The organism is Aliiroseovarius sp. Z3 (genome assembly GCF_029105185.1).
GTDB lineage: Bacteria > Pseudomonadota > Alphaproteobacteria > Rhodobacterales > Rhodobacteraceae > Aliiroseovarius.
Map to the genome: position 1 here is coordinate 41764 of NZ_JAFMZK010000005.1, position 20282 is coordinate 62045.

Here is a 20282-nt window from a genome sequence, read left to right on the forward strand (position 1 = left end):
ACCTGAACCATCCTTACGCGGGGGCGAAGCATTTGGTGTTTCGCCCCAAGTAATCCGGTTTGGAGATAAGACATGGCAAGTAATACGCAACAGACGACCGATGCGGCGCACGGGGCAGATGCTGCACATGGTGGCGCAGAAGCCGCCGGCATGCCGCAGCTGGACTTCTCGACCTTCGGGAACCAGATTTTCTGGCTCGTTGTCACGCTGGTCGTAATCTATCTGGTCCTGACAAAAGTCGCATTGCCCCGGATCGAGGCTGTGCTGGCGGAACGTCGGGGCACGATCACCAGTGATCTGGCAGCTGCCGAAGAGCTGAAGCAGAAAGCCGTTGAAGCCGAAGAGGCTTACAACAAGGCTTTGGCAGACGCCCGTGCAGAGGCAAACAAGATCGTTGCAGATGCCCGCGCCGAAATTCAGGGTGAAGTTGACGCGGCTGCCGCCAAGGCAGATGCAGAGATTGCGGCCAAGGCCGCCGAAAGCGAAGCCGCGATCGCGGAAATTCGTGCAGGGGCCGTGGACAGTGTGAAAGCAGTGGCCAAGGATACTGCGAAGGAAATCCTCGCATCCCTGGGGTACAAGGCGGATGCCAAATCCATCACCGCTGCGGTGACATCACGGATGAAAGGGTAAAGACATGAAAACATTTACCCTGGCCCCGCTGTTTGCCATTGCCGCCGCACCCGCATTCGCTGCAGGTGATGCCGGTTGGGCGGATCTGGCCAACACCAACACCGTGGTGACGCTGGCTTTCCTGCTGTTCATCACCTTTCTTGGATACATGGGCATTCACAACATGCTTGGCTCTCAGCTGGACAACCGTGCCGATGGCATCAAGTCCGAGCTGGAAGAGGCGCGTGCCTTGCGGGAAGAGGCGCAGACCATTCTGGCGTCCTATGAGCGCAAGCAGAAAGAAGTCGCCCAGCAGGCCGATCGCATTGTCGCCCATGCGAAGGAAGAAGCAGCCAATGCAGCGGCAGCTGCGAAAGAGGATCTGAAGGCCTCGATCGCACGTCGTCTTGCGGCCGCAGAAGACCAGATCGTTTCGGCACAATCCGCCGCTGTGAAAGAGGTGCGTGATACCGCCGCTCAAGTCGCTGTGGCTGCGGCGCGCGATGTGATCGCCAAGCAGATGACGGCAACTGAGGGCAACAGCTTGATTGATGATGCCATCAAGACGGTCGAAGCCAAGCTGCACTAAGCTCTAGGCAAAATGACATTCAGGAAACCCGGCCTTTCAGGTCGGGTTTTTTGTTGGGTCAGGCGGCCTTATGTGCGCTCTTTTTCATAGGTCAGACGCTGGCGTGCGACCTCTTCATTCCGGTCGGCACGGCGCAAATCGGTATAGGCCTGGGTTACAAAATCCATGTGAGCCTCGACAGCGGCCCGCGCTTTGACAGGGTCGCGCTTCTGTAGCGCGTCATTGATGGCCCGGTGCTGCTCAAGCAAATCAAGGCGCGTATTGGTGATCTGGATGACCACCTGACGACTGTAGAACACCCCTTGCTTCAACAGGTCATACATGGCGCGCATCATGTGAACCATCAGCACATTGTGGCTGGCTTCGATGATCGCCATGTGGAAATCGCTGTCCAGGTCAGCACCCTGACCCTCGGGCGCGCCTTCCATCTTGTGGAACAGTTCCGCAATCACCTTTAAATCGGTGTCGGATGCAAACTTCGCGGCGCGTTCTGCGGCCAAACCTTCCATATCCCGACGAAACGCTATGTAGTCATAAACCGCTTCGTCGTGGCGCGAGAACAGTTGCGTCAGCGCAGGGGGGAACGAGCTGTCCAGGCTATCGTTGACATAGATACCAGCGCCCGCGCGACGCGCCAGAAGACCCTTGTCTTCAAGATCAGCAATCGCATCACGTAAGGAAGGGCGCGATACACCCATCCGTTCAGAGAGATCCCGTTCCGAGGGCAGGCGTTCGCCGGGGCGCAAAATGCCACGCAGGATCAACAGTTCGATCTGTTCGACGACGGATTGTGACAGCTTGCCGGCTGCTATTTTTTGAAATGGCATTTTATGTCCTGCGCGCAAATTGGTCATATAATATGACCACAATCACGGCTGTGCCTCAATGAAAAAAGCCGGACATGTGCCCGGCTTTTCTTGGGTATGTATGAGTTGGTCAGTTGCGGATCGGACGAATGATGATCTCGACCCGGCGGTTTTGCTGACGGCCATAGGCATCAAGGTTCGAAGCTATCGGTCGATCTTCGCCGTATCCAATGGTCACAACGCGGGACGTCGGAACGCCGTTCGACGTCAGAACAGCCGCCACCGAAGCAGCCCGACGACGTGACAGCGACAGGTTGTAATCTGCATCACCTACATTGTCAGTATGGCCGACAACTTCGATGACCGAGTTGGGATATTGACGCAGGTTCTCTGCGACAGCGCGCAGATCGGATTGCAGGGCATAGCCGACATCTGCGCTGTCCGTGGCAAACAGGATGTCCTGCGGCAACGTCACGATCAGTTCGTTTCCGGTGTTCACGATCTTGACCTGATCGTTGTCGATCGATTGGCGCAGGTCGCCAGCTTGCTTGTCCAACTGCTGACCAATAAGGCCACCGACAACACCGCCAATCACCGCGCCAGCCGCGGCCTTGCCAAGTTTACCGTCGCCTTTGCGGGTTGCTCCCAAAAGGCCGCCCGCGATGGCGCCGATTGCTGCGCCGTTTTGGGTGCGCGGCCCCATGTTGCTCGTCGGGCTTTGCGTCGGCGATGTACAGGCCGTGGTGGCCAATGCGCCAACAATCGCGAGCGTTAAGATAGAGCGTTTAGCGTGCATACTGCTTTCCTCAGATTTGTTATTCGCGTTTGTCTTACATGAACGACGATTGATATCGAATAACAAGCCCGTTTGTTGACGAAATCAGGCGGAAATCAAGCACCTGCGGCATTTTCGACCTGAGCGCTTTCCCATGCGAGCAACGCACGTTTCACTGGCAAACCCCAGTGATAGCCGCCCAGCGCGCCGGATTTGCGCAACGCCCTGTGGCATGGAATCAGCCAACTGACCGGATTGCGCCCAACGGCGGTGCCGACCGCCCGCACGGCCCGTGGCGAGCCGATGGTTTCAGCGATCTGCGAATAGGTCGTCACATGGCCGGAAGGGATGGACAGCAACGCCTCCCACACCTTGATCTGGAAGGGGGCACCTATCAGGTGAAGCGGGGTCATGCCGCGTTGGTCAAACGCTTGTTCAACCCATGGTGCCAGTTTCTTCGGATCCTCCTGGAAACAGGCATTGGGCCAGCGGGATTGCAGATCGGCCATGGCCACGTGCGGGCCAGTCTCGGCGGCAAAGCCCAATCCGCAGATGCCTTTGTCCGTTCCCATTACCAAGGCCGGGCCAAAGGGGCTGTCGAACCATCCCCAGTTGATAGTTAGTCCGTCACCGCCTGCAGCATAGGCGCCCGGGCTCATCGCTTCCCACCGCAGAAAAAGGTCGTGCAGCCGCCCTTGCCCTGATAGCCCGACCGACTGAGATGTCTGCAGCGTGGAGAACCGTTCCTTCAACAGGGCTTTCGCGTGGCCCAATGTCAGGAACTGCTGATACCGCTTCGGAGACACGCCAACCCAGCGTGAAAACACACGCTGAAAATGGGCGGGCGACATATCCATCTTGGCGGCCAATGCCTCCAGAGACAAAGGCTCTCCGTCAGCCTGATCGATATGGTCGATTGCCCGGCGGATTACGTTGTAATGATAGCTGTCTTCCTGAAGGGTCATGGAGGCCTCGCTTGTTCTACGGCGCTAGAATGGCGCAGATCACCGGCACAAAGCGACCCGGAAATTGCGCATCCGTTCGATATCATCGGGGGAAGCGCCTTGTCGGACTGCCCAGAAACAGGCATAGCATCTGCATGGTAAAGCAACTGGGATATCACCAGATCCGTGCGATCTTTGACCGCTTTCACGCGGCAGAACCGGAACCCAAAGGCGAGCTTGAGCATGTGAATGCCTATACGCTGGTGGTTGCCGTGGCGCTGTCGGCGCAGGCCACCGATGTAGGCGTTAACAAAGCGACACATGCGCTGTTCAAGATCGCCGATACGCCTGAAAAGATGCTCGCGCTTGGCGAAGATGGGTTGATCGAACATATCAAGACCATTGGCCTGTTTCGGCAAAAGGCCAAGAACGTCATCAAGCTCAGCCGTATTTTGGTTGAGGAATATGGCGGTGTTGTTCCCAATTCCCGCGCCGCACTTCAATCGCTGCCGGGGGTCGGGCGCAAGACGGCCAATGTCGTGTTGAACATGTGGTGGGGCGTGCCCGCGCAGGCGGTTGACACCCATATCTTTCGCGTTGGAAACCGTACCGGCATCGCGGTTGGAAAAGACGTCAACGCGGTCGAGCGTGCCATAGAAGACAACATCCCCGCCGATTATCAGCAACACGCCCATCACTGGCTGATCCTGCATGGTCGCTATACCTGCAAGGCGCGCAAGCCAATGTGCGGAAACTGTATTATCCGGGATCTCTGCCCATATGAGGACAAGAATTTATGACGAAAAAGTATAAGGTTGTCGGCATCGGTAATGCCGTTGTGGACGTGTTGACGGTGGCTGATGATAGTTTTCTTGAGCTGATGGGGATTGAAAAGGGCATCATGCAACTGGTCGAACGCGACCGGGCCGAAGTGTTGTATGCCGCTATGAATGACCGCAAGCAGGCGGCGGGCGGATCGGTGGCCAATACGCTGGCGGGAATTGGAAAGCTGGGCCTGCCGACCGGGTTTGTAGGGCGAGTTCACGACGATGCACTGGGTCGTTTCTATGCCGACGCGATGGAGATGGACGGCACACGGTTCATCAATCCCCCCGTGCCGGGCGGCGAGCTTCCGACCTCGCGGTCGATGATCTTTGTCTCGCCGGATGGTGAGCGGTCGATGAATACCTATCTGGGCATTTCGGCGGAACTGGGGTCGGACGATGTGGATCCGGATGTCGCGGCAGATGCCGAGATCGTGTTTTTGGAAGGATATCTGTTCGACAAGGACAAGGGGAAAGAGGCGTTTATCGCCATGGCACGCGCCTGTCGCGCCGCAGGCGGACTTGCAGGTATCGCCATTTCCGATCCGTTCTGCGTGGAACGTCATCGGGACGACTTCCTGACCTTGATCGAACACGATCTGGACTATGTCATCGGCAACGAAGCCGAAATCAAATCCCTGTTTGAAACTGAAGACTTGGAAGAGGCTATCGCCAAAACCGCCGAAATCTGCCCGATGGTGGTCTGCACCCGGTCCGGGGATGGCGTGTCCATCTTGGCGAATGGCGAACGCGTAGATGTGCCGGTCGAACGTATCGTCCCGGTCGATGCGACCGGTGCGGGCGACGGCTTTGCGGCCGGGTTCCTTTACGGGCTTGCTTCGGGTGCCGATATGCGCGTTTGCGGCGAGATGGGGTGTGCAATTGCAGGTGAGGTGATCCGCCATATCGGGCCACGCGCCGACCGGAACCTGCTGGCACTTCTACGCGACAAGGGGCTGGTCTGACCGGTATCAATCGCCCAACTTGGCGTGTACTTCGTCCAGGTCAATCTCGCCGATGGGCATCTTGCTAGCGGGGTTTTCAAAGTCATATTTGAACAGATCGAAATCGCGTTTGTAGATTTCATAGACAAGGTGCATCGACAGATCGTCGAAATAGTCTTCGACCGGGTGAGCGCGCTTCGGGCCGTGCCCCTCGCTTTCGTTGAAACGGGGAATGTCGCTCAGGGTCACCGGATGCGGTGTTTCGATCGAATCCAGCACTTGTTGCATGCCGTCGTTGAACTGTTCGGTCCAGACGATATTGTCATAGCGGCCCCCGTTGGCAATGAACGTTGCCACATGGCCGGACATCGCCGACCAGTGAATGTCAGGGTCCATGGGCCGACGCCAGCGGATCGTATCACGGGCAAACAACAAGAACCGCCGAAAGCTCTTTATCTGGTCAAAGTCAAACCCGTTGTCAGGGTCGCCAACCTCGATCCCGTATTTCTGGATCAGAAGCGGCACCAGATTGCCACGATACCGTCGACCATTGCGCTGAATGCCGCATATTTTGTCAAAGAAACTGGACAGTATCCGCGAATAGGGATTGCGAACGCAGGTGAAAGCATAGCTTGAATGGGTCAACACATTGTTTTCAATTAGATTTTGTGACGCATCCTGTGCCCATTTGTGTAAGCCATCGGTGCTGTCGTGAATATCGCCATCGAAAAAACTGCCGTGGTCAGAATAAAACATGATCTGCCCAATGGTCGAGCACGCGCATTTGGGCACGACCCGATACACAACGCTTTCGCTTTCGGTCATCCAGGTGCCGGGAAATCCCATAAACTCAATACCTCCGAGGCCTTACAACGAGCGATTGAAACGAATACAACAATACCGTTCAGAAAAAAGCAAAGAAACACTGTTTATTCAATGGTCTTTCACGCTATCAATGTCTGCAGTCTTCGTGCCGACAAGGATTTTGTGACGTTCCCATGGCTAAAATCGCCTTCATTCTGTTGTGCCACAAGGATCCTGACGCAATCATCAATCAGGCGACGCGGTTGACGGCTGTTGGCGACTGTATGTCGATTCATTTCGATGCAAGTGCCAATCCCGAGCATTATCAGAAGATTCGCGACGCACTTGCGGACAATCCAAATGTCACTTTTGCGCGTAAACGCGTCAAATGTGGCTGGGGCGAATGGTCATTGGTGCAGGCCACCTTGAACGCGGTCGAGGCCGCGCTGGATGACTTTCCGCGCGCGACACATTTCTACATGGTGTCCGGTGACTGCATGGCTATCAAGTCTGCGGAATACACGCATAAGTTCCTTGATTCTTCTGACGTCGATTACATCGAGAGTTTCGACTATTTTGAAAGCGACTGGATCAAGACCGGGATGAAAGAAGAGCGGCTGATCTATCGCCACTTCTTTAACGAACGAACCCAGAAACGCAGGTTTTATGCCAGCTTCAATCTGCAAAAGAAGCTTGGGCTGACACGGGATATTCCGCAGGATGTGCAGGTGATGATCGGCAGCCAATGGTGGTGCCTTCGCCGGCGCACGATCGAATGGATCGTCGAGTTCACGCGCAAGCGCCGAGATGTAATGCGGTTCTTCCGCACCACATGGATCCCGGATGAGACTTTTTTTCAGACTTTGGTGCGGCATCTGGTGCCCGAAGGCGAAATCCGGTCGCGCACGCCGACATTTCTGATGTTTACCGACTATGGCATGCCGGTGACATTTTATGATGATCACTATGACTTGCTGCTCAGCCAGGATTTTCTTTTTGCACGAAAGATCAGCCCCGAAGCGCGTGAGCTGAAACGCCGTCTTGGAGATCTGTATGCTGCCGAAGGTGTCACGTTCCAGATATCGAACGAAGGGCGCAGCCTGTTCAAATTCCTGACCGGACGAGGTCGGATCGGACAAAGGTTCGCCCCGCGATTTTGGGAGGCCGAAAGCAGCCTTGGACGGGATCGGGAGCTGTTGATCATCGTGTCCAAGAAGTGGCATGTCGGCAAACGTCTGTTGCAAAAGATCGCCGAGGTGACAGGGCTGCCCGCCATTGAATACCTGTTCGACGAGGAAAGCTGCCCGATGCCTGATCTGGGGGGTATTCAAACGCGGATGGGCAAACGCACCCGGCACCGCAGGGCGCTGATGCGGATGCTGTTTGACTACTACGATACCAATCGCTTGGTCGTTTGCATGGACCCCAACAACCTTGATCTGTTGCAGGATTTCTTCTCGGACAGATCAACGACCCGGTTGTTGGAGGTCCACTGTGACTTCACGGATGACTATCTGTTGGGGCATGCAAAACGCGTGGGGCTGGCGGGTGACAACACTCCGCAGGACGCCATCGACCGTTTGCTGCCGACGATCCGATCCGACGTCGCATTCGAAAGCGAACAGATTCGTGATGCTGGCTTTGCCGAGCTGTATCGCATCAGCGAATCCGCCAGTGCTGACGAGAATACCGTGCCACTGTCGCGATTTTTGTCGATCACCGAAGATCGTGCGAAAGAGATCGCAGAGTTGGACCACCTTTTCGCCGATTGATGACCTGATCCGGCACTATGACAGGAGACAGACATGCCTTATTCCTATGACGACCAAAACATCTTTGCGAAAATACTGCGCGGTGAAATCCCCAACGATACGGTTTACGAGGATGATTACGCACTGGCGTTTCGTGATATCCAGCCGCAAGCGCCCGTTCATGTCTTGGTGATCCCAAAGGGACCGTATGTAAATCATGACCATTTCGCGAACACTGCGACGGATGCCGAGATCGCCGGTTACACGCGTGCGATTGGCAAGGTCTGTTCGGCGCTGGGCATCGCACCGGGGGACGAGGGGCAAGGCTATCGCACAATTGCCAATTCCGGCGAAGACGGTGTGCAGGAAGTGCCGCATTTCCACACCCATATTCTGGGCGGACGCATGTTGGGCCGGATGCTGAAACGCGCGGGCGACTGATCGGTTCTGCCTTGCAGAGACACGCGGTGCTGGTATCATACCGCGAAACGAATGAACGAGGTGTCCGTAATGACCCAGACTCCGCCTGAAACCAAAGTTGTGGACAGCTATAAAGTCGCCTGTGACGGCGGCGAAGGGGCACTTGGCCACCCGCGGGTGTACCTGCAAATCCCGAACGAACATGGTTGGGTAGAATGCCCCTATTGTGATTGCAAATACGTGCACAAGGATTATGCGGACAAGGCGGCCTGAACGCCGCCATCCGGTCAGAAAAGACGGGCCGCGGGCAAACGCCACGCGGCCTTTTGCGTCTGAGGGCGTTTGAAAACGAGGGAGGGGCCGATGAGCTTCGGAAAAGGTTGTCATCTGCATCTGGTCGACGGGTCGGCCTTTATCTTCCGGGCTTATCACGCGCTGCCGCCGCTGACGCGCAAATCCGACGGGTTGCCCATCGGGGCGGTCGCCGGGTTTTGCAACATGCTGTTCAAGTTTATCGAAGACAATACCGGCCCGGATGCGCCTACCCATGTTGCCGTGATCTTCGACTATTCGGGCAAGAGCTTCCGCAACGATATGTATCCGCTTTACAAGGCCAACCGCCCACCCGCGCCTGAAGAACTTGTGCCACAGTTCCCGCTGACCCGCGATGCCACCCGGGCCTTCAACATCGCGTGCATCGAGAAAGAAGGTTTCGAAGCAGACGATATCATCGCTACCCTTGCAAAACGCGCCAACGAAGCGGGCGGGCGGGTCACGATATTGTCGTCTGACAAGGATCTTATGCAATTGGTTGGTGGCGGGGTCGAGATGCTCGATCCGATGAAGAACAAGCGCATCGGTGTAGAGGGTGTGGAGGAGAAGTTTGGCGTCGGCCCCGACCGCGTGGTGGATGTGCAGGCTTTGGCGGGCGACAGCGTCGATAACGTGCCCGGTGCACCGGGTATCGGGATCAAGACGGCAGCACTTCTGATCAATGAATTTGGCGATCTGGATACGCTTCTGGAGCGCGCCGGTGAAATCAAACAACCCAAGCGCCGCCAAACTCTGATCGACAATGTTGAACAAATCCGCATCAGCCGTGATCTGGTGAAACTGGATGACAACATGGATATGGATTTGCCCTTCGATGAGTTGGAGTTGAAAGAGCCCGACCCCGAAACGCTGTTGCATTTCCTCACCGACATGGAGTTTCGCACACTTACCAATCGCGTCGCGAAGAAGTTTGATGTGGAGGCGCCAGAGATTAAGAGCGTTGAGGCGGAGCTCGATGCCAGCGCCCCTGAGATGCCCGAGATCAATCCCGAGAGCTATGAATGGGTGAAAGATGCGACCGCTTTGAAGGCTTGGGTCGATCGTATCTATAGGCGTGGGTATGTGGCGTTTGACACCGAAACCACCGGGTTGGACGAAATGCGCGCCGAACTGGTCGGCATCTCGCTGGCGGTGGAGCCGGGCGAGGCCTGCTATATCCCGCTGACCCATAAGACCAGCCAGACCGACGACCTGTTCGGCAGTGACGATCTGGCTGATGGGCAAATGCCGCTGGACGAGGTTCTGGCCCTTCTGAGACCGGTGCTTGAGGATCCCGCGATCCTGAAGATCGGGCAGAACATGAAATATGACGCGAAGATTTTGGCGCGCTATGGCGTTGATATTGCACCGATTGATGACACGATGCTGATGTCTTACGCGCAGAACGCGGGGCTTCACAATCACGGGATGGACACGCTGTCGGATCGGTATCTGGGGCATACGCCGATTTCGATCAAGTCGCTTCTGGGAACGGGGAAATCGGCCATCACGTTTGACCGCGTGCCCGTCGAAGATGCAGTGAAATACGCAGCCGAAGATGCCGATATCACCCTTCGGCTGTGGCACTATCTGAAACCACGTCTACACAGTGCCAAGGTGACGCGCGTTTATGAACGGCTTGAGCGTCCACTTGTGCCGGTGCTGGCGCAGATGGAAATGACGGGCATCAAGGTGGATCGTGATGTCCTGTCGCGCATGTCGAATGCCTTTGCGCAGAAGATGGCGGGCTATGAAGCCGAGCTTTATGAGATTGCAGGGCGAGAGTTCAACGTACAAAGCCCGGCACAAGTCGGGGAAATGCTGTTTGATCAGATGGGGTTAGAGGGCGGAAAACGCACCAAATCGGGTCAGTGGTCAACGCCTGCCGATGTGCTGGCCGATCTGGCCGCCGAGCATGACTTTGCCGCACGAGTGCTGGATTACCGCCAGCTTCAAAAGCTGAAATCGACCTATACCGACGCCTTGCAGGATCACATTCATCCCGAGACGGGTCGGGTGCATACCTCGTATTCGATTGCGGGGGCGAACACAGGGCGTTTGGCTTCGACCGACCCCAATCTGCAGAACATTCCAGTCCGTTCAGAAGAAGGGCGCCGCATCCGCGAAGCTTTTGTGGCACCGGAAGGTGCCAAGCTGATCAGTCTGGATTACAGCCAGATCGAACTGCGCATCCTAGCCCATGTGGCGGGGATCGACGCGTTGAAGCAGGCGTTTCGTGATGGGCAGGACATTCACGCCATGACGGCGTCGGAAATGTTCGATGTGCCGATGGACAAGATGACACCCGATATCCGCCGTCAGGCCAAGGCCATCAACTTCGGCGTGATTTATGGCATCTCTGGTTTTGGTCTGGCCCGCAATCTGCGCATCCCGCGCGCCGAAGCGCAGGGCTTCATCGACCGGTATTTCGAACGCTTCCCGGGCATTCGTAAATACATGGACGATACGGTGGCTTTCGCGAAGGAACACAAGCGGGTCGAAACCCTGTTCGGTCGACAGATCCACACGCCCGAAATCGACGCGAAGGGGCCGCATGCGGGCTTTGCCAAACGGGCCGCGATTAATGCGCCCATTCAGGGCACCGCCGCCGATATCATTCGCCGCGCGATGATCCGCATGCCAGATGCAATTGCCAAACTGCCTGCGAAGATGCTGTTGCAGGTTCATGATGAACTGATTTTCGAGGTTGAAGACAGCGCCGTGGATGAGGTGATCGAGGTCGTGCGAGGCGTGATGGAAGGGGCCGCTGAACCGGCGGTGAAGCTTGATTTGCCGCTGGTTGTTGACGCGGGGACGGGTATGAATTGGGCAGAAGCGCACTGAAACGCTATCTTTTCGGATCAATCCCGCGTTCAGCCAGTTGCGCATAAAGGGCGGGCAGGCTTTTGTCGCGCTCTTCCCGGAACCGTTCGCCGATTGTGAAGCCTTCGATCCGGTCAATCCGGAACATGCGGAAATCCTCGCGCAGCTCGCACCAGCTGACAACGCACCATCCGTTTTTCCACAGCCACAAAGCGAGGGGGCGAACGACCCGCGCGGATTTGCGTGCGTCCTCATCTGAATAGCTCAGCACAAGGCGCAGACGGGCGTCTATCGCTGTTTCGATCTGGTCAATAAAATGCCTGTCGCGTTCGGACGGCATCAGGTTTGGCCCAGCGTGAATTTCGACCCGGTCGGTTTGCGCTTCAAGCCTTTCGGGTAATACCGCCTTGATCTTTATCAGAGCTTCGGCTGCAGCTTCAGCCATGGCAGCCCCGCCCATTCGTTCGATCAAACGGGTGCCAGCGATGACGGCCATAACTTCCTCACGCGTGAACATCAGGGGCGGAATATCGTACCCCGCCCGCATCACATATCCGACGCCCGCTTCGCCTTCGATCGGAACGCCAGATGCGATCAGGTCTGCGATGTCGCGATAGATTGTCCGCTCGCTGACCTCGAGCGTTTCGGACAAATCACGCGCGGTGGTCAGCCGACCGCCCCGAAGTTGTTGAACGATCTGAAACAGGCGGTCGGCACGGCGCATGTATTATCCTTTCGGTTCAAACAATCCGATCGAGTTGCCGTCCGGATCGGTGGCATACTGGAACCGACCGGGCGGAATTTCGATGATTGGCCCCTTCATCGTGCCACCGGCGGCTTCGCACCGCTTGGCACAGGTTTCCAGCTTGTCAGGGGCCGCGATATGTACGGTTGGACCCGTTCCATCTGCGGCGGGTTTTCCTTCGTATAGATGACCGCCGACACCAGTCGTGTCACTGGAAAAGTTGGCCAAGGGATTAGGGCCTGTTTCGTCAATTGCCATCTTCCACTGGAAAACCTCGGTGTAGAAGGCAACGGCATTCTCAAGGTTTGTAACTGGGATTTCTGTCCAGACAACAAGGGGTTGGGTGTCCATAGTAGGCTCCTTTATTTGATGTTGAGAAGCCTGTGTCGCACACCCCTCCTGACAGCATACTGTCAGGAGTATTTGGATCGTCGCGGATAGGCCGGAAACTGCGCGGCCGATAAATCGGCTGTCCGCTCCGCTTGACCAGAGACGCGGGTGCTATAGGCTTCCGGCACCTGTTCAGAGGGCTGATATGCGCCAAATAATCCTTACCGTCGTGATCCTGTCGTCAATTGCGCTGGCTGGGTGCCAGACCACCAAAACGGAAACGCCCGGTGGCGACGTTACCTTCTGCGATCGCGTGATTGGGTGGGAGCCGGTCGCGGGTGAAGGTGGCGCAGAACGGGCGCTGACACGGGCTGAGGTTTGTTCAAAACCGGCAGATGATGGCGTCTGGATGAAGGTTGGACAGGTCCATTCGAAACTGCGCGCCCGCGGATATTGGCTGTGGATGCCCAAAGATGATCGTCATCTGGCCGTGTCGTCGACCAATGGTGCACCGGTGTTGTCCGGCTGGTCACTTCAGGCCCGTCCGTTTGGCTGGGCGCACGAGATTGTTGCCGTGCCAGAGCCGGGTAAGGTCCATGACGGTGCTTTGCCAGCCGGAGCTTGCCCCCGCAAAGCGGTCGGGAAGAAGCCCCAGCTGCGGTATTGCATCGCCAGTCAGTGAGCTGAGATCCCCTAGCTGTCGCCACGCGGGTCCAGCAGACGTTTCATTACATCGTCCGATGTAATTCGACCAACCGGTTTGCCGCCTTCGGTGACACATAGTTCCGTTTGGCCATCCAATGCTGTCATCACTTTCGCGACACGATCCCGCACATCCACCTTGGCAGGGGCTGTGGACAGGTCTTTGGTCATGACATCCCGTGCGGTCAAAACACCCAGCGGGTTCATATGAGCAACAAAATCAGCCACATAATCATCGGCAGGAGACGTAAAGATGTCGCGTGGTGTACCACATTGCACGATGCGCCCGCCTTCCATGATCGCAATCCGATCACCCAGCTTGAATGCCTCGTCCAAATCATGGCTGACGAAGATGATCGTGCGTTTCAGGCTTTGTTGCAGTTCAAGCAACTCGTCCTGAAGCCGGGTACGGATCAAAGGGTCGAGCGCCGAAAACGGTTCGTCCATCAGCAGGATTGGGGCTTCGGTCACGAAGGCACGGGCAAGGCCCACACGCTGTTGCATACCCCCGGACAAATCACCGACCTTGCGATCGGCCCAATCGGTCAGGCCCACCAGTTCCAACTGAGCGTCCACGCGATCTTTGCGATCAGCGATGGACACGCCGTCAAGCTCCAGCCCCAATCCGACATTCTGGCGCACGGTTCGCCATGGCAACAAGCCAAATTGCTGGAATACCATCGCAACGCGGCGCGCGCGGATGCGGCGCAGCGTGTTTTTATTCGCATTGGTCACATCGACAAGAACGTTCCCGTCACAGACATGTGCTGCGCCCCGCACCACCGGGTTCAACCCGTTCACAGCGCGCAGAAGGGTGGATTTCCCTGACCCGGACAGCCCCATCAGCACAAGGATTTCACCTTCCTGCACTGTCAGCGAACAGTTATGCACACCCAGAACCTGGCCTGTGGCTTCCTGGATTTCGGCGCGCGTCAGGCCCTGATCCATTAATGGCAGGGCTTTGTCTGGCGACTGTCCGAACACGATCGAGACGTTGTCGAATTTAACGGCAACACCATTGGAGTCGGTGGGATTTGTGATCTGTGCCATCTTAACGTTCCACTCGCAAAACGCGGTCAAGCATGATGGCCACGACCACGATGATGAATCCGCTTTCAAATCCAAGCGCCGTATTCACCTGGTTCAGCGCCCGCACGACGGGCACACCCAGCCCATCGGCCCCGACCAGAGCCGCAATCACAACCATCGACAAGGACAGCATGATGGTTTGGTTCAGACCGGTCATGATCTGCGGCAGCGCATAGGGAAGTTCGACTTTCCAAAGGGTCTGCCTTGGCGTTGCGCCAAAGGCTTGTGCGGCCTCCAACAGCGCAGGAGGGGTCGAGCTGACGCCCAGATGGGTCAGACGAATGGGTGCGGGCAGCACGAAGATCACCGTCGCGATCAGGCCGGGCACCATGCCGATGCCAAAAAACACGATCGCCGGGATCAGGTAGACGAAAGTCGGCAGCGTTTGCATCAAATCCAGCACTGGACGCATCGCGCGAAACAGGCGTGGACGGTGCGCGGCGGCAATCCCGATAGGGGTGCCGACCGCCATGCAGACCACACAGGCCGATAGGACCAGTGTCAGGCTTTCGGTCGTTTCTTCCCAATACCCTTGGTTAAGGATGAACAGGAACCCAAAGAGCACAAGCAGACAAGTTTTCCAGTTGCGCTGCAAAAGCCACGTGATCGCAACGAAAGTGGCGGTTACCAACAATGGATGCGGGGTTTGTAACACCCACAGGATGCCGTCGATCAGCAGCTCCATCAGCCAGCTGAGCCAGTCAAAGAAGGGCTCTCCCGTGTCCTGAAGCCAGTCAAACAACTGTTTGGCGGTCTTGCCCACGGGTATCTTGGTCTCGGTCAGCCAGTCCATGCTCTGCCTTTTTCACATCTCGAAAAATCAAAGAAACGCGCCAGAGATATCTCCGGCGCGTTTGTGGATGGGGTCAGATCAAAGACCCAGCGCGCCCTTGACGGCGGCAACGCTGTCGCCACCATCAACCGTGGTCACACCGTCCAGCCACGCCACGAACGCATCGGGGTTGGCTTTCAGCCACGCGCTTGCGGCATCGGCCGGGTCTTCCCCGTCATTCAGGATCGCGCCCATGATCTCGTTCTCCATGGCCAGTGAAAACTCGAGATTTTGCAGAAGCTTGCCAACATTTGGGCATTCATCGACATAACCTTTGCGGGTGTTGGTCATGACCTGTGCGCCACCAAGGTTGGGACCGAAAAAATCATCGCCACCCGTCAGGTAGCCCATGTCGAAATTGGCATTCATCGGGTGGGGTTCCCAACCAAGGAAAACAACCGGCTCGCCTTTTTTGTCGGCACGGGCAACCTGCGCCAACATCCCTTGTTCCGAGCTTTCAACGACCTCGAATCCCTCAAGGTCAAACGCATTTCCGTCGATCATCGATTGGATCAGGCGGTTGCCGTCATTGCCCGGCTCGATGCCGTAAATCTTGCCCTCCAACGCGTCCTTTTGCGCTGCGATGTCGGCGAAATCCTTGATGCCCATATCCATGGCCGCCTTGTTCACGGCAAGCGTGTATTTCGCGCCGTCAAGGTTCATGCGCACGGTGTCCACGGTGCCAGCCTCGCGATAAGGCGCGATGTCGGCTTCCATCGTTGGCATCCAGTTGCCAAGGAATACGTCGATGTCACCTTCGGCCATCGACGTATAGGTCACGGGCACGGACAACACCTTGATGTCAGTGTCATATCCCAGTGCGCCCAGCACAACCGTCGTGGCAGCCGTCGTGGCGGTAATGTCTGTCCAACCCACATCCGAGAATGTGACTTCGCTACATTCGCCTTGTGCAAATGCGGCGCTTGCTACGGCCGTAAGGGCAAAGGCTGATAGTGTCGTTCTGAGGTTCATTTAGTCGCTCCCTATTTGTTCGTGCGGTTTCTTTTGACCGAAGGTTCGGGGCATCCCGAACCACTCATCCAACCCTAACGTAGTGGATGCATGGGTGAAACCAGCTTCATTAGTCACAGACGCTGCTTTTTATTGATTGACGAGTCAATTAAAAAAACGCAATCCTGCCAAGATACCGGAATTGGAGGGGATATGCCCAAGGTTGGAATGGAACCAATCCGGCGCGGCGCGCTGGTGCAAGCCACGATCCACGAGATCGGGCGCGCGGGGAGCTTGGACGTGACCGTGACCCAGATTGCCAAGCGTGCAGGCGTGTCCAGCGCGTTGGCCCATCACTATTTCGGCGGTAAGGAACAGATATTCCTTGCGGCGATGCGCCATATCCTGACGATCTATGGCGCACAGGTGCGGGTTGCCCTGTTTGGTCTAACGGCGCCGCGGGATCGGCTTGAAGCGATCATCCGCGCCAATTTCGAAGCCGGTAACTTCCGGCCCGAGGTCATATCGGCCTGGCTGAATTTCTACGTGCTGTCGCAAAGCAACGATGGGGCGCGGCGCCTGTTGCGCGTGTATCAGCACCGGTTGCATTCGAATCTTGTTCATGCCCTGCGCCCGCTTGTCGGCGACGACGCACATGACGTGGCCGACACGCTCGCCTCGATGATCGACGGGCTTTATATCCGCCACGCCTTGCGCGAGGACACACCAAGCGGCGCGCGCGCCTGCAACCGGGTGCTGGCTTGTCTTGATGTCATATTGGAGACCTACGCATGACCAAGCCGAACATCCTGATCATCATGGTCGACCAGTTGAACGGCACCCTGTTCCCGGACGGCCCTGCGGAATGGTTGCACACCCCGAACCTGAAAAAACTGGCGGCGCGGTCGGTGCGGTTTCAAAACGCCTATACCGCCAGCCCCCTGTGCGCACCGGGCCGGGCCAGTTTCATGTCGGGCCTGCTGCCGCGAAGCACCAAGGTTTATGACAACGCGGCCGAGTTCGCCTCGGACATCCCGACCTACGCCCACCACCTGCGCCGCGCGGGCTATCAAACCGCTTTGTCTGGAAAAATGCACTTCGTCGGCCCCGACCAGATGCACGGATTCGAGGAGCGTCTGACCACCGATATCTACCCTGCTGATTTCGGTTGGACACCGGATTACCGCAAACCCGGTGAGCGGATCGACTGGTGGTATCACAATATGGGGTCCGTCACCGGGGCAGGGGTCGCCGAGATTTCCAACCAGATGGAGTATGATGACGAGGTTGCTTACAACGCTTGTGCCAAGCTGTATGACCTTGCACGGGGACATGATAACCGCCCGTGGTGCCTGACGGTCAGTTTCACGCATCCGCATGATCCCTATGTGGCACGCCGCAAGTACTGGGATTTGTACGAGGGTTGCGAGCATCTTCTGCCCCAGGTGCCCGCGATGGATTACGACGATCACGATCCACACGCGCAACGGATTTTTGACGCCAATGATTGGCGCAATTTCGACATCGCCGATGAAGATATCCGTCGCTCGCGCCGCGCCTATTTCGCCAATATCTCGTATCTGGATGACAAGGTCGGCGAGATGCTGGACGTGATGGAACGCACCAGACAGGATGCGATCATCCTGTTCGTGTCTGACCATGGCGACATGCTGGGGGAGCGTGGCCTGTGGTTCAAAATGAACTTCTATGAAGGGTCGGCGCGGGTGCCCCTGATGATTTCGGCCCCGGACCTTGCGCCGGGGTTGATCGAAACGCCGGTGTCCACGCTGGATGTCACCCCGACATTGGCCGATCTGGCAGGTATTTCGTTGGACGAGGTAAAGCCTTGGGTGGATGGCGAAACTCTCGTCCCATTGGCCAAAGGCGAGGGGCGCGAAAGCCCTGTTGCGATGGAGTATGCGGCGGAAGCGTCCTATGCGCCACTTGTCTCTTTGCGATATGGGCCGTGGAAATACACCCGCTGTGCGCTAGATCCCGATCAGTTATTCAACATTGACGACGATCCGCACGAGTTAAACAACCTGGCAAGCCATCCTGAACATCTGGGCACGTTAAACAGCCTTCGCGCCAAGTCCGAAGCGCGGTGGGATCTTGCGGCCTATGATGCCGAAGTGCGCGAAAGTCAGGCACGGCGCTGGGTGGTGTATGAAGCTCTGCGCAACGGGGCCTATTTCCCATGGGATTACCAACCGCTGCAAAAGGCATCTGAACGCTACATGCGAAACCACATGAACCTCGACAATGTTGAAGAAAACGCTCGCTTCCCCCGTGGCGAGTAACCCCTGATCTGACGGAAAAACAATGCAAGCAGAATATATCATCGTTGGCGCGGGCAGCGCGGGATGCGCAATGGCGTATCGGCTGGCGGAAGCAGGCAAGCGGGTTCTGGTGATTGAACATGGCGGCACCGATGCGGGGCCGTTCATACAGATGCCGGCGGCGCTGAGTTATCCCATGAACATGCGCCAGTATGACTGGGGGTTTATGACCGAACCTGAACCGCATCTGGGCGGGCGCAGGCTGGTGACCCCGCGCGGCAAGGTCATTGGCGGGTCCAGCTCGATCAACGGCATGGTTTACGTCCGCGGACACGCGAAGGATTTCGACCATTGGGCCGAAAGCGGTGCCGATGGGTGGTCCTATGCAGATGTGCTGCCCTATTTTAAGCGGATGGAGCACTGGCATGACGGTGGCCATGGCGGTGATCCCCGATGGCGTGGCACAGATGGCCCCCTGCATGTGACGCGTGGACCGCGAAAAAACCCCCTTTTCCACGCCTTTGTTGAGGCAGGAACGCAGGCCGGATATCCGGTCACAGGGGATTATAACGGTCAGCAGCAGGAAGGCTTCGGCCCGATGGAGCAAACCGTCTGGCGCGGGCGGCGCTGGTCGGCGGCGAATGCCTATCTTCGTCCGGCGCTGAAACGGGACAATTGCGATCTGATCCGCGCGTTCGTTCGAAAGGTTGTGATAGAAGATGGCCGCGCCACCGGGGTCGAGGTCGAACGCGGCGGCAAGATCGAGGTTATCCAAGCTGAGGCCGAAGTGATCATCGCTGCCAGCTCGATCAACTCGCCCAAACTTCTGATGCTGTCGGGCATCGGCCCGGCGGCGCATCTGTCCGAGCACGGGATAGCGGTTGTCGCTGATCGCGCGGGTGTCGGTCAGAACCTGCAAGACCATCTTGAAGTCTATATGCAATATGCGGCGCAGAAACCGATCACGCTCTATCGCTATTGGAACCTGGTCTGGAAGGGCATTCTGGGCGCGCAATGGTTGTTCACAAAAACCGGACTTGGCGCATCAAACCAATTTGAAAGCGCGGCTTTCATTCGTTCGCGCGCGGGTGTCGAATACCCCGATATCCAATACCACTTCCTTCCGATGGCGGTGCGCTATGATGGCACCGCACCCGCCGAAGGGCACGGTTTTCAAGCCCATACAGGCCCCATGCGGTCCACGTCACGGGGCGAGATCACGCTGAAATCGGCGGACCCGAACGAAGCCCCGAGGATTTTCTTCAACTACATGTCCACAGATCAGGACTGGGAGGAGTTCCGCACGTGCATTCGCTTGACTCGCGAAATCTTTTCTCAGGACGCGTTCAAGGATCATGTGAAGCACGAAATTCAGCCCGGCAATGCGCTGCAAACCGATGACGAGATTGACAGCTTCATCCGCGAACACGCCGAAAGCGCCTATCACCCCTGTGGCACCTGCCGGATCGGGCGGGCCGATGATCCGAACGCCGTGGTCGACCCGGAATTGCGGGTGATCGGCGTTGATGGCCTGCGGGTTGCCGATAGTTCGGTGTTTCCGCGGATCACCAACGGAAATCTGAATGCGCCATCGATCATGGTGGGAGAGAAGGCATCGGATCATATCCTTGGGCGTCGGCTTCCCGCATCAAACGACGCGCCGTGGATACATCCGGATTGGCAGAATTCACAGCGTTAGCGCCATTGGTTTGATCCGGGTCAATGCAGGGCGGGATGGACCGGCGCAATC

General features: G+C 57.1%; 21 protein-coding genes. 12 read left to right on the forward strand and 9 right to left on the reverse strand.

Annotated elements, in window-relative coordinates:
• The first annotated feature begins 72 nt into the window (after positions 1-72).
• Together J3R80_RS10310 and J3R80_RS10315 are read left to right on the forward strand one after the other, a co-directional pair.
• Entirely contained in the window at positions 73-633 is a 561-nt protein-coding gene (locus J3R80_RS10310; protein ID WP_275393691.1) for a F0F1 ATP synthase subunit B', read from the forward strand.
• A 4-nt stretch (positions 634-637) separates the two neighbouring features.
• Positions 638-1201, forward strand: coding sequence for a F0F1 ATP synthase subunit B (locus J3R80_RS10315; protein WP_275393692.1), 564 nt, complete (start codon positions 638-640; stop codon positions 1199-1201).
• A 68-nt stretch (positions 1202-1269) separates the two neighbouring features.
• Here the strand turns inward: J3R80_RS10315 and J3R80_RS10320 are convergent, their stop codons facing one another.
• The 3 genes from J3R80_RS10320 to J3R80_RS10330 form a co-directional block, all read right to left on the reverse strand.
• On the reverse strand, positions 1270-2028 hold the full coding sequence (locus tag J3R80_RS10320) for an FCD domain-containing protein (protein ID WP_275393693.1): 759 nt from the start codon (positions 2026-2028) through the stop codon (positions 1270-1272).
• Positions 2029-2137: 109 nt separating this feature from the next.
• Positions 2138-2803 carry an OmpA family protein gene (locus tag J3R80_RS10325; protein ID WP_275393694.1) on the reverse strand — a complete coding sequence of 222 codons (666 nt, stop codon included), beginning with the start codon at positions 2801-2803 and terminating at the stop codon, positions 2138-2140.
• 95 nt (positions 2804-2898) lie between these two features.
• Positions 2899-3747 (reverse strand): bifunctional helix-turn-helix domain-containing protein/methylated-DNA--[protein]-cysteine S-methyltransferase, encoded by an 849-nt coding sequence (locus J3R80_RS10330; protein WP_275393695.1) that lies wholly within the window; start codon positions 3745-3747, stop codon positions 2899-2901.
• 134 nt (positions 3748-3881) lie between these two features.
• Between J3R80_RS10330 and nth the strand changes: the two genes are divergently transcribed.
• Positions 3882-4526 carry an endonuclease III gene (nth, locus tag J3R80_RS10335; RefSeq protein WP_275393696.1) on the forward strand — a complete coding sequence of 215 codons (645 nt, stop codon included), beginning with the start codon at positions 3882-3884 and terminating at the stop codon, positions 4524-4526.
• Positions 4523-5515 carry an adenosine kinase gene (locus tag J3R80_RS10340; RefSeq protein ID WP_275393697.1) on the forward strand — a complete coding sequence of 331 codons (993 nt, stop codon included), beginning with the start codon at positions 4523-4525 and terminating at the stop codon, positions 5513-5515. The genes nth and J3R80_RS10340 overlap by 4 nt, the downstream gene beginning before the upstream one ends.
• A 6-nt stretch (positions 5516-5521) precedes the next feature.
• On the opposite strand, the gene J3R80_RS10345 is transcribed toward J3R80_RS10340, so the two are convergent.
• The gene (locus tag J3R80_RS10345) at positions 5522-6340 is read right to left on the reverse strand and encodes a sulfotransferase family protein (RefSeq protein WP_275393698.1); all 819 of its coding nucleotides are present in this window, start codon (positions 6338-6340) and stop codon (positions 5522-5524) included.
• Positions 6341-6492: 152 nt separating this feature from the next.
• Between J3R80_RS10345 and J3R80_RS10350 the strand changes: the two genes are divergently transcribed.
• The 4 genes from J3R80_RS10350 to polA all read left to right on the forward strand — a co-directional run bounded on the left by J3R80_RS10350 (position 6493) and on the right by polA (position 11625).
• Positions 6493-8070, forward strand: a complete 1578-nt coding sequence (locus J3R80_RS10350; RefSeq protein WP_275393699.1) for a DUF5928 domain-containing protein — start codon at positions 6493-6495, stop codon at positions 8068-8070.
• A 33-nt stretch (positions 8071-8103) separates the two neighbouring features.
• On the forward strand, positions 8104-8490 hold the full coding sequence (locus J3R80_RS10355) for a histidine triad nucleotide-binding protein (protein WP_275393700.1): 387 nt from the start codon (positions 8104-8106) through the stop codon (positions 8488-8490).
• Positions 8491-8559: 69 nt separating this feature from the next.
• On the forward strand, positions 8560-8742 hold the full coding sequence (locus J3R80_RS10360; protein ID WP_275393701.1) for a zinc-finger domain-containing protein: 183 nt from the start codon (positions 8560-8562) through the stop codon (positions 8740-8742).
• Between the two features lie 90 nt (positions 8743-8832).
• Entirely contained in the window at positions 8833-11625 is a 2793-nt protein-coding gene (polA, locus tag J3R80_RS10365; RefSeq protein ID WP_275393702.1) for a DNA polymerase I, read from the forward strand.
• Between the two features lie 4 nt (positions 11626-11629).
• On the opposite strand, the gene J3R80_RS10370 is transcribed toward polA, so the two are convergent.
• Both J3R80_RS10370 and J3R80_RS10375 read right to left on the reverse strand, forming a co-directional pair.
• Complete coding sequence (locus tag J3R80_RS10370) at positions 11630-12328, reverse strand: YafY family protein (RefSeq protein WP_275393703.1); 699 nt, start codon at positions 12326-12328, stop codon at positions 11630-11632.
• 3 nt (positions 12329-12331) lie between these two features.
• Positions 12332-12700 (reverse strand): VOC family protein, encoded by a 369-nt coding sequence (locus tag J3R80_RS10375; RefSeq protein ID WP_275393704.1) that lies wholly within the window; start codon positions 12698-12700, stop codon positions 12332-12334.
• Positions 12701-12884: 184 nt separating this feature from the next.
• Here J3R80_RS10375 and J3R80_RS10380 point away from each other — a divergent pair, with 184 nt between their 5' ends.
• On the forward strand, positions 12885-13361 hold the full coding sequence (locus tag J3R80_RS10380; protein WP_275393705.1) for a hypothetical protein: 477 nt from the start codon (positions 12885-12887) through the stop codon (positions 13359-13361).
• 11 nt (positions 13362-13372) lie between these two features.
• Here J3R80_RS10380 and choV read toward each other — a convergent pair whose 3' ends face one another.
• From choV to J3R80_RS10395, 3 genes are all read right to left on the reverse strand, one after another.
• Entirely contained in the window at positions 13373-14431 is a 1059-nt protein-coding gene (gene choV / locus J3R80_RS10385; protein WP_275393706.1) for a choline ABC transporter ATP-binding protein, read from the reverse strand.
• A gap of 1 nt (position 14432) precedes the next feature.
• Complete coding sequence (gene choW, locus J3R80_RS10390; protein WP_275393707.1) at positions 14433-15263, reverse strand: choline ABC transporter permease subunit; 831 nt, start codon at positions 15261-15263, stop codon at positions 14433-14435.
• Between the two features lie 78 nt (positions 15264-15341).
• A complete protein-coding gene (locus J3R80_RS10395; RefSeq protein ID WP_275393708.1) occupies positions 15342-16274 on the reverse strand; it encodes a choline ABC transporter substrate-binding protein in 933 nt (310 codons plus the stop codon).
• A 192-nt stretch (positions 16275-16466) separates the two neighbouring features.
• Between J3R80_RS10395 and betI the strand changes: the two genes are divergently transcribed.
• Genes betI through betA form a run of 3 tightly spaced genes read left to right on the forward strand, consistent with a single transcriptional unit; the run spans position 16467 to position 20231 of the window.
• Positions 16467-17048: a transcriptional regulator BetI gene (betI, locus tag J3R80_RS10400; RefSeq protein ID WP_275393709.1), complete on the forward strand. Its 582-nt coding sequence runs from the start codon at positions 16467-16469 to the stop codon at positions 17046-17048.
• Positions 17045-18553, forward strand: a complete 1509-nt coding sequence (gene betC / locus J3R80_RS10405; RefSeq protein ID WP_275393710.1) for a choline-sulfatase — start codon at positions 17045-17047, stop codon at positions 18551-18553. The genes betI and betC overlap by 4 nt, the downstream gene beginning before the upstream one ends.
• Positions 18554-18575: 22 nt before the next feature.
• A complete protein-coding gene (gene betA, locus J3R80_RS10410) occupies positions 18576-20231 on the forward strand; it encodes a choline dehydrogenase (protein WP_275393711.1) in 1656 nt (551 codons plus the stop codon).
• Positions 20232-20282 lie beyond the last annotated feature (51 nt).